This window comes from Haemophilus influenzae (assembly GCF_019703545.1).
Taxonomy (GTDB): Bacteria; Pseudomonadota; Gammaproteobacteria; order Enterobacterales; family Pasteurellaceae; genus Haemophilus; species Haemophilus influenzae_E.
Genome location: NZ_AP018771.1, coordinates 898,880 through 913,460 on the forward strand (window position 1 = coordinate 898,880; position 14,581 = coordinate 913,460).

The 14,581-nt window shown below is 38.3% G+C and carries 12 protein-coding genes and 5 tRNA genes; 8 read left to right on the top strand and 9 right to left on the bottom strand.

Annotated elements, in window-relative coordinates; all coding sequences use genetic code 11:
- Positions 1-50 precede the first annotated feature (50 nt).
- The 4 genes from dnaQ to der all read left to right on the top strand — a co-directional run bounded on the left by dnaQ (position 51) and on the right by der (position 3,015).
- On the top strand, positions 51-821 hold the full coding sequence (gene dnaQ / locus K6J66_RS04455; protein WP_032823865.1) for a DNA polymerase III subunit epsilon: 771 nt from the start codon (positions 51-53) through the stop codon (positions 819-821).
- Between the two features lie 87 nt (positions 822-908).
- Positions 909-985 (top strand) — tRNA-Asp (locus K6J66_RS04460).
- A 23-nt stretch (positions 986-1,008) separates the two neighbouring features.
- Positions 1,009-1,085 (top strand) — tRNA-Asp (locus K6J66_RS04465).
- A gap of 418 nt (positions 1,086-1,503) precedes the next feature.
- A complete protein-coding gene (gene der / locus K6J66_RS04470; RefSeq protein WP_110442700.1) occupies positions 1,504-3,015 on the top strand; it encodes a ribosome biogenesis GTPase Der in 1,512 nt (503 codons plus the stop codon).
- Positions 3,016-3,094: 79 nt separating this feature from the next.
- Here der and K6J66_RS04475 read toward each other — a convergent pair whose 3' ends face one another.
- The 4 genes from K6J66_RS04475 to udk are packed head-to-tail and all read right to left on the bottom strand — an operon-like array spanning position 3,095 to position 6,704.
- On the bottom strand, positions 3,095-4,288 hold the full coding sequence (locus tag K6J66_RS04475; protein WP_110442699.1) for a sugar transporter: 1,194 nt from the start codon (positions 4,286-4,288) through the stop codon (positions 3,095-3,097).
- Positions 4,288-5,463 carry an AsmA family protein gene (locus K6J66_RS04480; protein WP_110442698.1) on the bottom strand — a complete coding sequence of 392 codons (1,176 nt, stop codon included), beginning with the start codon at positions 5,461-5,463 and terminating at the stop codon, positions 4,288-4,290. Before K6J66_RS04480 ends, K6J66_RS04475 begins: the two co-directional genes overlap by 1 nt.
- A 3-nt stretch (positions 5,464-5,466) precedes the next feature.
- Positions 5,467-6,054, bottom strand: a complete 588-nt coding sequence (dcd, locus tag K6J66_RS04485; RefSeq protein WP_038439041.1) for a dCTP deaminase — start codon at positions 6,052-6,054, stop codon at positions 5,467-5,469.
- An 8-nt stretch (positions 6,055-6,062) separates the two neighbouring features.
- On the bottom strand, positions 6,063-6,704 hold the full coding sequence (gene udk / locus K6J66_RS04490; RefSeq protein WP_038439040.1) for a uridine kinase: 642 nt from the start codon (positions 6,702-6,704) through the stop codon (positions 6,063-6,065).
- Positions 6,705-6,869: 165 nt separating this feature from the next.
- On the opposite strand from udk, the gene K6J66_RS04495 reads away from it, so the two are divergent.
- From K6J66_RS04495 to fbpC, 3 genes are all read left to right on the top strand, one after another.
- Complete coding sequence (locus tag K6J66_RS04495; protein WP_005668523.1) at positions 6,870-7,910, top strand: ABC transporter substrate-binding protein; 1,041 nt, start codon at positions 6,870-6,872, stop codon at positions 7,908-7,910.
- A gap of 163 nt (positions 7,911-8,073) precedes the next feature.
- Positions 8,074-10,131, top strand: coding sequence for an ABC transporter permease (locus K6J66_RS04500; RefSeq protein ID WP_005665408.1), 2,058 nt, complete (start codon positions 8,074-8,076; stop codon positions 10,129-10,131).
- A gap of 24 nt (positions 10,132-10,155) precedes the next feature.
- A complete protein-coding gene (gene fbpC / locus K6J66_RS04505; protein WP_038439035.1) occupies positions 10,156-11,205 on the top strand; it encodes a ferric ABC transporter ATP-binding protein in 1,050 nt (349 codons plus the stop codon).
- A gap of 88 nt (positions 11,206-11,293) precedes the next feature.
- On the opposite strand, the gene K6J66_RS04510 is transcribed toward fbpC, so the two are convergent.
- The gene (locus K6J66_RS04510; RefSeq protein ID WP_038439033.1) at positions 11,294-12,610 is read right to left on the bottom strand and encodes an NCS2 family permease; all 1,317 of its coding nucleotides are present in this window, start codon (positions 12,608-12,610) and stop codon (positions 11,294-11,296) included.
- Between the two features lie 233 nt (positions 12,611-12,843).
- Between K6J66_RS04510 and K6J66_RS04515 the strand changes: the two genes are divergently transcribed.
- On the top strand, positions 12,844-13,374 hold the full coding sequence (locus K6J66_RS04515) for an inorganic diphosphatase (protein ID WP_038439032.1): 531 nt from the start codon (positions 12,844-12,846) through the stop codon (positions 13,372-13,374).
- A gap of 119 nt (positions 13,375-13,493) precedes the next feature.
- Here K6J66_RS04515 and K6J66_RS04520 read toward each other — a convergent pair.
- The 4 genes from K6J66_RS04520 to pgsA all read right to left on the bottom strand — a co-directional run bounded on the left by K6J66_RS04520 (position 13,494) and on the right by pgsA (position 14,499).
- Positions 13,494-13,569: transfer RNA gene (locus K6J66_RS04520), tRNA-Lys, on the bottom strand.
- Positions 13,570-13,619: 50 nt separating this feature from the next.
- A tRNA-Leu gene (locus K6J66_RS04525) sits at positions 13,620-13,706 on the bottom strand.
- A gap of 4 nt (positions 13,707-13,710) precedes the next feature.
- Positions 13,711-13,786 (bottom strand) — tRNA-Gly (locus K6J66_RS04530).
- A gap of 155 nt (positions 13,787-13,941) precedes the next feature.
- Positions 13,942-14,499 carry a CDP-diacylglycerol--glycerol-3-phosphate 3-phosphatidyltransferase gene (gene pgsA, locus K6J66_RS04535; RefSeq protein ID WP_005649617.1) on the bottom strand — a complete coding sequence of 186 codons (558 nt, stop codon included), beginning with the start codon at positions 14,497-14,499 and terminating at the stop codon, positions 13,942-13,944.
- Between the last annotated feature and the right edge of the window lie 82 nt (positions 14,500-14,581).

Sequence of the window (14,581 nt, forward strand, 5' to 3'; positions counted from 1 at the left end):
TTGTTGTGTAGAATGGCAGGTATTTTAATGGAAAGAGATAGGTTGAACAAATGATTAATCCCAATCGCCAAATTGTGTTAGATACTGAAACTACAGGTATGAGTCAGCTCGGTGCGCATTATGAAGGACACTGCATTATTGAAATTGGTGCAGTTGAATTAATAAATCGTCGTTACACAGGTAATAATTTCCATATTTATATTAAGCCAGATCGCCCCGTTGATCCTGATGCGATTAAAGTTCATGGTATTACTGATGAAATGTTAGCGGATAAACCTGAATTCAAAGACGTAGCCCAAGATTTTTTGGATTATATTAATGGTGCGGAATTGCTTATTCACAATGCCCCCTTTGACGTTGGATTTATGGATTATGAATTTCGTAAACTTAACCTTAATGTGAAAACTGACGATATTTGTTTGGTGACAGATACGCTACAAATGGCGCGTCAGATGTATCCTGGAAAACGCAATAATTTGGACGCACTTTGTGATCGTTTAGGTATTGATAATAGCAAACGTACTTTGCACGGTGCGTTACTGGATGCCGAGATCTTGGCGGATGTTTATTTGATGATGACGGGGGGGCAAACAAATTTATTCGATGAAGAAGAATCTGTTGAGTCTGAAGTTATCCGTGTTGTGCAAGAAAAAACGGCGGAAGAAATAAAAAGTGCGGTAGATTTTTCGCACAATTTAAAATTACTTCAACCTACTAATGATGAGCTACAAGCGCATTTAGAATTATTAAAGATGCTTAATAAAAAAAGTGGAAATAATTGTCTTTGGGATAAACGCTTTGGCAATAATAATGTGCATTAATCGTTTGGAATTTAAGCAGGTAAGTAAAATTTAATAAAAAAAGATTGACGAGATTTGTGTTCATCATTAAGATACGCAGCACTTAGCGGAGTGGTAGTTCAGCTGGTTAGAATACCTGCCTGTCACGCAGGGGGTCGCGGGTTCGAGTCCCGTCCATTCCGCCAATTTAAAATCAATATCTTATCTCGGAGTGGTAGTTCAGCTGGTTAGAATACCTGCCTGTCACGCAGGGGGTCGCGGGTTCGAGTCCCGTCCATTCCGCCAATTAAGATAAATAAAGATAGCACCTAAGGGTGCTTTTTTTGTATCTGAAATTTATTCATCCTTGACAAAAATAAAGTAAACTTTTAAGATTTGAAGAACTAGGGAGCTGCTACTCCCTAGTATGTTGTCTTATTAGTAAGCGGTCTGGCTCACTAACAATAAAATGACAACAAGGATAATGAGTTTAATCATTTTCTTATCCTCTTCAAACGTTGCGAAAAAGCGCAACACTCGCTTTCAAGCTGAATCCTTGAAAGCGAGATTATTATAACGTTAAGTTATAGATAAATAAACAGTATTTAGAAAGCCATAGGATTGTATCCTGTGGCTTTTTCTTTTCCTTGTTGAAATCATTTTTTACCAATCCTTTAACTTCCGATATAATAGCCGCCATTTTTGACAAAATAAGAGATTTTTTATGGCAACTCCAGTCGTCGCCCTTGTTGGTCGCCCGAATGTGGGAAAATCCACATTATTTAATCGCCTTACTCGTACGAGAGATGCGTTAGTCGCTGATTTTCCAGGTTTAACTCGTGATAGAAAATATGGTCACGCACATATTGCTGGCTATGATTTTATTGTTATTGATACTGGCGGTATTGATGGAACGGAAGAGGGCGTAGAAGAAAAAATGGCGGAGCAATCTTTGCTTGCTATTGATGAAGCGGATATTGTTCTTTTCCTTGTGGATGCTCGTGCAGGTTTAACGGCAGCTGATATTGGTATTGCTAATTATTTACGCCAACGTCAAAACAAAATTACTGTGGTGGTGGCAAATAAAACCGATGGTATTGATGCGAATTCTCATTGTGCTGAATTTTATCAGTTAGGTTTAGGAGAAATTGAGCAAATCGCAGCCTCACAAGGCCGTGGTGTCACTCAGTTAATGGAACAAGTACTTGCGCCTTTTGCGGAAAAAATGGAAAACGCCGATGAAAATGACCGCACTTCTGAGGAAGAACAAGACGAATGGGAACAAGAATTCGATTTTGATTCAGAAGAAGATACGGCATTAATTGATGAGGCTTTAGAGGAATCGGAAGAAGAACAAGATAAAAATATTAAGATTGCCATTGTTGGTCGTCCAAATGTGGGTAAATCTACTTTAACCAATCGTATTTTAGGCGAAGATCGTGTAGTGGTTTTTGATATGCCAGGTACGACACGCGATAGTATTTATATTCCAATGGAGCGTGATGGACAGCAATATACCTTGATTGATACGGCTGGTGTGCGTAAGCGTGGTAAAGTGCATTTGGCAGTGGAAAAATTCTCTGTGATTAAAACCTTACAAGCGATTCAAGATGCTAATGTTGTATTGCTGACTATTGATGCGAGAGAGAACATTTCTGATCAGGATTTATCTTTGCTCGGCTTTATTTTAAATGCAGGGCGTTCTTTGGTGATCGTCGTGAATAAATGGGATGGCTTAGATCAAGATGTGAAAGATCGTGTGAAATCTGAGCTTGATCGTCGTTTAGATTTTATTGATTTTGCGCGCGTGCATTTTATTTCAGCCTTGCACGGAAGTGGTGTGGGTAATCTTTTTGATTCGATTAAAGAAGCCTATGCTTGTGCCACTCAAAAAATGACGACTTCGCTTTTAACTCGTATTTTGCAAATGGCAACGGATGAGCACCAACCGCCGATGATTGGCGGTCGTCGCATTAAATTAAAATATGCTCACCCAGGTGGTTACAATCCGCCGATTATAGTAGTTCACGGTAACCAAATGGATAAACTACCAGATTCTTATAAACGTTATTTATCTAATTATTATCGTAAGAGCTTAAAAATTATTGGTTCACCCATTCGTCTGCTTTTCCAAGAAGGGGCTAACCCATTTGCAGGACGCAAAAATAAACTTACTCCGAACCAATTGCGTAAACGTAAACGTTTGATGAAGTTTATTAAGAAAGCAAAACGTTAAACGCAAGATAAATAAAACTTAGCAAGATTTAACCGCACTTTTAAAACTCTTTTTGGAGAACTAAAGTGCGGTTATTTTTTTATTTGTTTTGTAGTAGAAGAAAGGTATGGCGATATTTTAAGTGCGTTGTAATAAAAATGATGAGACCGATTAAACCTAATGTTGCGCCTGTATAACCAATTTCATTTAATCCTAAATAGGTTGTCGCAAGGTTTCCAAATAATGCGCCTGCGCCAATTCCTGCATTGAAAATGCCCGAGTAAATAGCCGTAGCAATATCGGTTGCATCTGGTGCAAGTTTTAGTACGCGCATTTGTAGGGAGAGTCCGATACAAGAAATGCCAATCCCCCAAATAAACACAAGACAGAACATTGCTATCATTGTTTCGGTAGAGAAGAGTAGTAGCAATAGTGAGAACATCAATAAGCTCATCGAAACAATAATAAATTTTGTCGGCGCAAATCGGTAGAATCTGTTAAATAATAGACTTGCGGCAATACCAGAGAATCCAAAAACTAATAAAACCACAGTGGCAAAATTTGGATCTAAATGCCCAATATCAATCATAAAGGGTTCGATATAAGTATAAGCGGTAAAGTGTGCTGAAATGACGATTGCCGTTGTTACATAAAGCCAAAGTAATAATGGGCGTTTTGCAAGCAAGGGTAAACTTGCAATAGAGCCAGCATTTTTACTGGGTAAATTTGGCAATAGTCGAATAATTAAAAACATAATGGATAATGCCAGTACTGCAATAATGCCAAAAGTGACCCGCCAACCGACGAGCTGTCCGACAATTCGTCCAATCGGTAATCCTAAGATGGTGGCAAGTGCGGTGCCAATAGCGAGCATTCCTAATGCTTGAGTTTTCTTGTGTTTAGGTGCGATGCGCATCACAAGTGAAGCGGTAATGGACCAAAACACTGAATGGGCTAATGCAATACACATTCGAGCGAGAAGTAATATCCAGAAATTCCAAGCAATGACCGATAAAATATGCCCAACGATAAATATAATGAAAAGTTTGATTAGCAGGCTTTTACGTTCCATATTGCCGGTGGCAAGCATGGCTGGTAAAGACATAATTAGCACCGTCCAAGCATAAACTGTCATCATTAAACCAGTATCGGCGGTTTGCATATTAAAACTTTGTGCAATATCGCTTAACATTGCAACGGGTACAAATTCTGTAGTATTAAAAATAAATCCTGCGCAAGCCATAATAAACACGCGCCACGATTGAATTTTTTCAGCTTTTAAATATAACGACATTAACGTAACTTTTCTTTAATCGCATCAATTAATTGATGGCGGAATTTCTTCGTAAAATTAATTTTGTATTGTGGAGAATTGCAGTTACCAAAAAAATTGATTGGCAGGGTTAAATTTTGATAGCGTTGATCCGTAGAATTTAAATTAATATCCACATTGCATTCCATTCGATTTAAATCAATGATTCCTTTCCCTTGCCCCAAAAGTGCGGACGTTTTTAATTCAATTTTTTCAGCAATAAGTTGATTTTGTTGGAGAAATAATTGTAAGTGAAATTGTTCAAAGCGAGTGTTTAACTCTTTGTTTTTTAACAAATCATTGTTGTAATTAATCGGGAAATATTGCGCTACCATATCCAATAGATTCACGCCAAGAATTTCTCCATTTTGCGCTAAAAAATTTAATTTGCCTTGAATAAGCGAGGAAGATGAAAAGCTGAAATCAAGATCAAAATCAGCGTGTCCACTTAACATTTCTGGCAAATTTAATAGTGCGAATAAGCGTTTAACGGGGAAAGTTTTGCCTGAAAAATTGACCGCACTTTGGTTGCCAATTTGTTGATATTTCAATACAGCTAAACAATCGTTATCGCGTTGTGGTTTTATATAAGTCACTATTTGTTGGTGGGCTGTGTGGGTTTCAATATAACCGATAGGCTGATTGTTTAGGTTTGCATCTACAAATTGAAGTAGGGCTGATTCTGATGTTGAGAAGTCTAAATTTGCTTTGTGGAAAGAAAAATGGAAAGTTTTTGTTTTTCCATAAATAGGTTTATTAAATTCAATGCGAATATGGTTTTCGCCATTCAATATTACTTTTTTTGATAAAAGCTGTTTTAACGAAAAAGGCGAAACCTCTATGGATACATTGACAGGATTTTGTGTGTTTTGAGTTAATTTGAGCTGTTGAATATTCAGTGAATGAAGTGCGGTATTACCATACAAAAGAGGCAAAAAATTAAATTTAGCTTCAATTTTTTGAGCTGAAAATTGCGTAGTTTTTATATTTTCAAGGGAAAGTGCGGGAGAAAATAATGATAAATTGACGGATTGAACGGCAATGTTTTGTTGTGCCAGTTGTTCACTAATGGCACTTTGCACTCGATAAAGTTGAATATATAAAAAAGAAAAGATCGCCAAAGCGACGATCCCTACGACAAGCACGAACTTTTTCATTGATTATTCCTTGTCTTCGTCAATTCGACTGGCTACCGCACTTTGTTGATTTTTATATTTTGCATCTTTGCGGCTACTGTATGGTCGTTTTGCTTCGCCACTTAATACTTCAAAACTTAACGCACCAATGACCATATTTGGGCGTAATGCTAATGGTAATTTCCCTGAATTATAAAATTCCAGCACGATTTTTCCTTCCCAACCTGGGTCAATGCGGTGTGCGGTTACGTGTACCATTAAACCTAAACGCGCTAAAGAAGATCGACCATCTAACCAACCGATAATATTGGCGGGTAATTTCACGGATTCAAGTGTGGTTGCTAACGCTAAAGTACCAGGATGCAAGAAAAATGCTTCCCCGTCTGGGATAATAATTTCATCGCTCATTACCGATTCAAGCTGAGCGGATACTTCTTCTTTCGGGCCGCTTAAATCAATGAAAGGCGCAGAGTGTTCACGAAATACGCGGAAAGAATTACCCAAGCGAACATCAATTGTCGCACCGTTGATCTTGTCATTATTTGGACGAGGTGTTAAAGAAATAATGCCATCATCGAGATAGCGTTCAATATCAGTATCGCAAAGACGCATAAGATTTCCTATTTTTGATTCAATAAATGAAGGATTTGAGCTTTTAACATATTGATTGCAATACGGTTTTTACCACCACGAGGAATGACAATATCCGCATATTGTTTAGATGGCTCAATAAATTGTAAGAACATTGGACGCACAGTTGCACGATATTGATCAATCACTGATTGTAGAGAGCGACCACGTTCTTCCATATCACGTTGTAAACGGCGGATAAAGCAAATATCAAGTGGTGTGTCTACGAATACAGAAATATCGGCTAATTGGCGTACTCTTTCGTCTGTGAGCAATAAAATCCCTTCTAAAATTACGATTCGTTTTGGTGTGAAATGCGTTGTTTCGTTGGTGCGAGTATGTTCTACATAGCTATAAACAGGCACATCTACTGCACTGCCATTTTTTAGATTTTTTAAATGTTGGATAAGTAAATCGCGATCCATCGAGTTTGGATGATCGTAATTCGTTTTTACGCGTTCAGTCATTTCTAAATGACTTTGATCTTTATAGTAACTGTCTTCAGTAATAATACCAATTTCTTGGCAGCCTAATTCATTACAGAGCTCTTTGTGAACAGTGGAAGAGATAGAACTTTTGCCTGATGCAGATGCACCTGTGATGGCGATAATGATACAAGAGGGATTTGACATAATCGTGTTTCGATGTAAGGAAAATTCTTGTAATTATAAAGAAAAGTGCGGTGAATTTCACGTTTATTTTTTCACTTGAATTTTAAAAACTGTGAACTTCATCACTGTATTATTTCTATTTTTTAAGTAGGATTTGAGCATTTTATCCAATAAGGAGTATGTATTATGAAATTCAACAAAATTTCTCTTTCTGTTTCTGCCGCACTTTTAGCTGCTGGCTTGGCTATTTCTGGTTCTGCTAATGCTAAAGGTCGTTTAGTTGTATATTGTAGTGCAACCAATATTTTGTGCGAAACCACCACGAAAGCATTTGGCGAAAAATATGATGTGAAAACATCCTTTATTCGCAATGGTTCAGGCAGTACTTTTGCTAAAGTTGAAGCTGAAAAAAATAATCCTCAAGCGGATGTTTGGTTCGGCGGTACTTTTGATCCTCAAGCTCAAGCGGCTGAATTAGGGTTAATTGAGCCTTATAAATCCAAACATATTGATGAAATTGTAGAACGTTTCCGTGATCCAGCGAAAACGAAAGGTCACTATGTTTCCTCAATTTATATGGGGATCTTAGGTTTTGGTGTGAATACTGAACGTTTGGCAAAATTAGGCATTAAAGAAGTGCCAAAATGCTGGAAAGACTTAACCGATCCACGCTTAAAAGGCGAAGTTCAAATTGCAGACCCTCAAAGTGCGGGTACTGCTTACACTGCATTGGCAACTTTCGTTCAATTATGGGGCGAAAAAGAGGCATTCGATTTCCTAAAAGCGTTACATCCTAATGTTTCTCAATATACCAAATCTGGTATCACGCCATCACGTAACTCTGCGCGTGGCGAAGCGACAATTGGGGTAGGTTTCTTACACGATTATGCTTTAGAAAAACGCAATGGTGCACCGTTAGAATTAGTAGTGCCGTGCGAAGGAACGGGCTATGAATTAGGTGGCGTGAGTATCTTAAAAGGTGCACGTAATATTGATAATGCAAAATTATTCGTCGATTGGGCGTTATCAAAAGAAGGCCAAGAATTAGCTTGGAAACAAGGGGATTCTTTACAAATCTTAACTAACACGACCGCAGAACAATCGCCAACTGCATTTGATCCAAATAAACTCAAATTGATCAATTATGACTTTGAAAAATACGGTGCAACAGAACAACGTAAAGCCTTAATTGAAAAATGGGTTCAAGAAGTTAAATTGGCGAAATAGTTTTCGTAACAATCATAGTCGTGAGTAAGACCCACGGCTAATTATCGTAATAGTAGTTCCTCTTTGGGGAACAGCTTTTTACTCCCCAATAGGGGGGGACTGTAATTATCCTAGGGTATATTTACCCTAGGCGAAAGTCAGGTTTTCTTTACTGCGAGGTTGTATGAACGCAAAAAAACTTTCCATAATGCATTCTGCTTATTTTTGGATTATTTTATCCTTGTTGGCGTTTGCGCTTCTGCCTTCCAATGCTCTTGATTACGGTTTGTTTGAAAGTACTTCAGATGAATATTTAGAGGCAATGGGCTGGGCTTCTTTCAATTTAACTTGGGCTTGGTTCCTGCCTGTAATTGTGTATGGTGCTTTGCCGTTATTGAGATTGCCACAGCAAACCCAAGCAAAAACAGAGCTATTTTTGACCGCACTTTCTGTACTGTTTATGTTTATCAGTGCGACGGTGTACAAAATTAGTATGGGTTATTCTGTGATTGTGTTACTTGTGGGATATACCGCATTAGCAACACTTTCATTGGCAAAACTTAAAGTAATGCAAGGGGATAAGTTTATTATCGCTTCTTTACTTTGCATTATTTTGTTGATTTTCTTCTTTATCGTTTATCCAACATTGGCGATTTTCGTTTCAATGTTTTATGACGGCGATACCTTTGCGCCACAACAAGTGATGCGAATTTTAACGCAGAGCTATATTGTTCGAGTAATTACCAATTCGCTTTTCTTATCGGGCTTTGTGGGCATCGTTTCTACTGTATTTGGTTTAGCCTTTGCACTTTATACTACGCGTATCGCGCGTAGAACGGCATTTATCGGAAAAATTTTCTCTATTTTGCCAATTGTGACGCCCCCATTTGTTGTAGGACTTGGGGTTACTTTAATGCTCGGACGTTCTGGTTATGTAACAGAATTTTTAAGTGAATATTTTGGTTTTTCTAGTCATAATTGGCTTTATGGTTTTAATGGAATTGCGATTGCTCAAATTCTCGCATTTGCCCCTATTTCTTTTATGATTTTAGATGGCGCATTAAAATCAGTTCATCCTTCAATTGAAGAAGCCTCTTATACGTTGCGTGCTAATCGTTATCAAACGTTCTATCAGATTATTTTTCCGTTACTGCGTCCAGCATTAGCAAATTCTTTCTTAATTGTGTTCATTCAATCATTGGCGGACTTTAGTAATCCGTTAGTGTTGGGTGGAAGTTTTGATGTAATTGCCACACAAATTTATTTCTATATTGCGGGTTCACAACTTGATTATGCTTCAGCCAGTACTTTGGGGTCGATGTTATTAATTTTCTCGTTGGCGATTTTTATCATTCAATATCTTTGGATTGGTAACCGCTCTTATGTCACTGTTTCGGGGAAATCTTATCGTGGTGATGTGCAAGAGCTGCCAAATGGCTTGAAATATACCATCATTGGCATGCTTGGCTTCTGGGTAATCTTTAACATGGCACTTTACGGTAGTATTTTCTACGGAAGTTTCACTGTAAACTGGGGCGTAAATTACACGTTAACCTTGAAAAACTATGCCATGTTATTCGGGCAAGGATTGAGCGATGGAGCGTGGCCGTCACTGATCAATACCTTAATTTATGCAGGTATTGCCGCACCATTGACCGCATTCTTTGGATTATTGATTGCGTACATTGTGGTGCGTAAAGATTTCCAAGGTAAAAAATCCCTTGAGTTCTTAACGATGCTTTGTTTTGCTGTGCCGGGTACTGTGGCGGGGGTCTCTTACATTTTAGCCTTCAACAATGCACCACTTTATATTACGGGTACGGGCATTATCGTGATTATTTCAATGGTTATGCGTGACTTACCAATTGGTATGCGAGCAGCGATTGCAGGGTTAGGACAGCTTGATAAATCCCTTGATGAAGCATCGCTTTCTTTAAAAGGGAGTTCGTGGAAAACATTGTGCTTTATCGTATTGCCATTATTAAAACCTGCGTTGCTTTCTGCTTTAGTGACTAGTTTCGTTCGTGCAATGACGACGGTAAGTGCAATTATATTCTTAGTGACTGCAGATACTCGCGTTGCTACCGCATATATTTTAAATCGTGTGGAAGACGGAGAATACGGCATTGCGATTGCATACGGTTCTATTTTAATTGTTGTGATGATGGCAATTATTTTGTTTTTCGACTGGATTGTAGGCGATACGCGTATTTCCCGTTCTAAAGCGAAAAAAATGAATTAACTCGTTAAGTTGTAGGTAAAAATTATGAGTAATAATGATTTCTTAGTATTAAAAAATATCACAAAAGCATTTGGTAAAGCGGTCGTCATTGATAATTTAGATTTAACGATCAAACGTGGCACAATGGTAACATTGTTAGGGCCATCAGGCTGTGGTAAAACCACCGTATTACGTTTAGTGGCAGGATTAGAAAATCCAACATCAGGTCAAATATTTATTGATGGCGAAGATGTAACAAAATCCTCTATTCAGAATCGAGATATTTGTATTGTTTTCCAATCTTACGCGCTTTTCCCGCATATGAGCATTGGCGATAACGTGGGCTACGGCTTAAAAATGCAAGGCATTGGCAAAGAAGAACGCGCTCAGCGTGTAAAAGAGGCTTTAGAGTTGGTGGATTTAGTGGGCTTTGAAGAGCGTTTCGTGGATCAAATTTCTGGTGGGCAACAACAACGTGTCGCATTGGCTCGTGCTTTGGTATTGAAACCAAAAGTCTTATTGTTTGATGAACCATTAAGTAATTTAGATGCAAACTTACGCCGTTCAATGCGTGAAAAAATCCGTGAATTGCAACAACGTTTAGGCATTACTTCGCTTTATGTGACACACGATCAAACAGAGGCCTTTGCGGTATCTGATGAAGTGATTGTGATGCATAAAGGTAAAATTATGCAAAAAGCACCAGCGAAAGAGCTTTATCTCCAACCAAATTCTCTGTTTTTGGCTAACTTTATGGGTGAATCCAGTATTTTCGATGGAAAATTAGAAAATGGCGTGGCGGATATTAATGGTTACTCTGTGCCTTTAAAAGATGCTGTGCAGTTTAATTTACCCGATGGCGAATGTTTAGTGGGTATTCGCCCAGAAGCAATTTATCTTGCTGTAGAGGGCTGCGATGCTCAGCGTTGCGAGATTAAAAGTGCGGTTTATATGGGCAACCATTGGGAAGTGGTTGCAAACTGGGCGGGCAAAGATTTACTGGTAAATTGTAAACCAGAGGATTTTAATGCCAATTTAAAACAAGCTTATGTAAATTTATCTGATCACGGTATTTTCTTATTGAAGAAAGAGTAATCCAAGTATAAAAAAGTGCGGTAAAATTTCACCGCACTTTTGTGATTAAAATTAAGGGGAAGGCTTTTCCCTTTTCTTATTTCTGTTACTAAATCGCCCAACCGCCTGCATAGAATGCAACAAGTACGATTGCAATAATCACAGTACCTACATTTAAGCGTTTAATATCGCCACTCACTATTCTTCCAATTACTAATGCCGCAAAACCTAACATAATGCCTGTTACGATGTTAGCGGTAAGTACGATAAACACTGCACAGATTAATCCGCTCATTGCGCCAACGAAATCATCGAAATCTAATTTGCTTACATTGCCTAACATTAATAAACCAACATACATTAATGCTGGGGCAGTTGCGTAGCCTGGTACTAAGAAAGCTAATGGTTGGAAGAAAAGCATTAATAGGAATAACACACCAACAACGATAGCAGTAATACCTGTTTTACCGCCTGCTGCTGTCCCTGCTGCTGACTCAATATAAACGGCAGCTGGTGCTGTACCGAATAAGCCTGAGAATAAGCTACTGATTGAGTCTGAAGTTAAGGCTTTACCGCCATTGATAATTTGGCCATCCTTATCAAGCAAGTCTGCTTGACCTGCAACTGCGCGAATAGTTCCCGTTGCATCAAATACGGCAGTCATCACCAAAGCAAATACCACAGGCAAGATTGCGGGTTGTAGTGCGCCCATAAAGTCTAATTGTAAGAAGAGAGAATTTTCACCAAAGGTTGGCATTTTGAAAATCTCTCCGCCAAATTTTACATTTGGATCAAAAATTAAACCTACGATAGTAATAGCGATAATTACCCATAAAATGCCGCCTTTAATTTTCATTTTTTCAAGACCAATAATTAACGCTAAGCCAATCAAGGACATCATGACTGGGAATGAAGTGAAATCGCCTAATTTTACTGGTAAGCCAGCTTGGTTGCTGACGACTAAACCAACACCGTTTGCGGCAATTAAAAGTAAAAAGAGTCCGATACCAATGCCTGCTCCGTGAGCGATATTGGATGGTAAATTACGCAAGATCCATGCACGGATACCTGTGGTAGAAATTAAGGTAAACACAACCCCCATTAAGAATACTGCGCCTAGCGCAACGGGAATGGCGACCTTTTGACCAATCACTAAGCTAAATGCTGTAAAAGCAGTAAGAGAAATTGCACAACCAATTGCCATTGGTGCATTTGCCCATAAGCCGATTAAGATAGAGCCTAATCCTGCAACTAAACAGGTGGCAATAAAGACAGATTCCGCAGGAAAACCTGCAGCACCCAGCATATTGGGTACCACGATGACAGAATAAACCATTGCTAAGAACGTGGTTAAACCCGCGATAATTTCTTGACGAACAGTTGAACCACGTTGTTTGAGCTCAAATGTTTTTTCTAAAGTTGGCATAGTGTTCCTTGAAGTTAAGTAAAAAATTGGAAGTAATAAGGTGTGCTATTTTACATCATAAAAACGATAAGTAAACGTTTGCGTGAGTTTTATTTAGGATAAAGTGCGGTCAAAATTATGAATAGTTATGAAATAATCTATTTGCTGATTTTCTCTACAAATGAGACTGCGAGTTCGCAGAAAAACTGCTATACTTGTCGCGTTTTTTAACTTGATAAAATGAAGGAAACAAAATGGCTGATTTTAATCAAATTTTAACGCCAGGCAATGTAGATGCTGGCATTATCAATGTAGTAAATGAAATTCCAGAAGGTAGCTGTCATAAAATCGAATGGAACCGTAAAGTTGCGGCATTCCAGTTAGATCGTGTTGAGCCAGCAATTTTTGCAAAACCAACTAACTATGGCTTCATTCCACAAACTTTAGATGAAGATGGCGATGAGTTAGATGTGTTATTAATCACTCGCCAACCATTAGCAACAGGTGTATTCCTTGAGGCTAAAGTAATTGGTGTCATGAAATTTGTTGATGATGGCGAAGTGGATGATAAAATCGTTTGTGTTCCTGCAGATGATCGTGATACAGGAAATGCTTACAATTCATTGGCAGATTTACCGGCAAACTTAATTAAACAAATTGAGTTCCATTTCAATAACTATAAAGCGCTTAAGAAACCTGGCTCAACGAAAGTAACGCATTGGGGCGATGTAGAAGAAGCGAAAGACGTGATTCGTGAGTCTATTAAACGTTGGAATGAGCGTTAATTAATTAAAGACGTTTGATTGTAAAAGTCCCTGATTCTTTGAGTCGGGGATTTTTTATATGAGTTTCAGAGATTTAGATAATAAAAAAACACCTTTCGGTGCTTACTTTATTTTTAAAGTGGTGGGTCGTGAAGGATTCGAACCTTCGACCAACGGATTAAAAGTCCGCTGCTCTACCGACTGAGCTAACGACCCAATTAGATGATTTTAAAATAAATTTTCAAATCTTTTGATTGGTGTTTAAATGGTGCCCGAAGCCAGACTTGAACTGGCACGCCTCGAAAGGCGAGGGATTTTAAATCCCTTGTGTCTACCGATTCCACCACTCGGGCAAATTGGAGCGGGAAACGAGGCTCGAACTCGCGACCCCGACCTTGGCAAGGTCGTGCTCTACCAACTGAGCTATTCCCGCATTTATCACTAATCAGCACTGCTGCGTGACAACGGGGCGTATTTTACGGATTTATATATTGCTGTCAAACGAAAAAAATAAAAAATATTTTATTTGATTAAAAATAACTCAAATATAGATGGTTATCATAAAAAATAACTGTGTTTTATTTAAATTTATAATTGAATATTATCTAGCAAGCTTCCTTTTGCTACTTGTAAATATTGGATCATTGACCATATAGTTAAAATAGCGGCGATATAAAGTAAGATAATTGCTGCTATTTCCATATAGTTGTTATAACGCCATAATAATCCGCCTAGTGCTAACATTTGCGCTGTGGTTTTCCATTTTCCCCACCAAGAGACTGCGACTTTGCTACGTTCCCCAAGCTCTGCCATCCATTCACGTAATGCGGAGATGATAATTTCACGAGAAATCATAATAATGGCAGGAATGGTTATCCAAAATGTATGTTGATGTTCGACAATTAAAACTAGTGCAGCCACTACCATTACTTTATCAGCAACAGGATCAAGAAATGCGCCAAAGCGCGTGGTCTGTTTCCATTTACGAGCTAGATAGCCATCTAGCCAGTCAGTGACACCTGCAATAAAAAAAATGAGCGTTGTGATGAAAGGAGATGATTCAATGGGTAAATAAAATGCAATCACGAAAAAAGGAATCAAAATGACTCGAAAGATCGTTAGGAAAATTGGGATATTGAATTTCATAGAAAAATTGACCGCACTTTAGCTAAAGATGGTTTATTCTAAATTATCTCTGATGATAAAAAAAGCCACCTAAGGTCGCTTT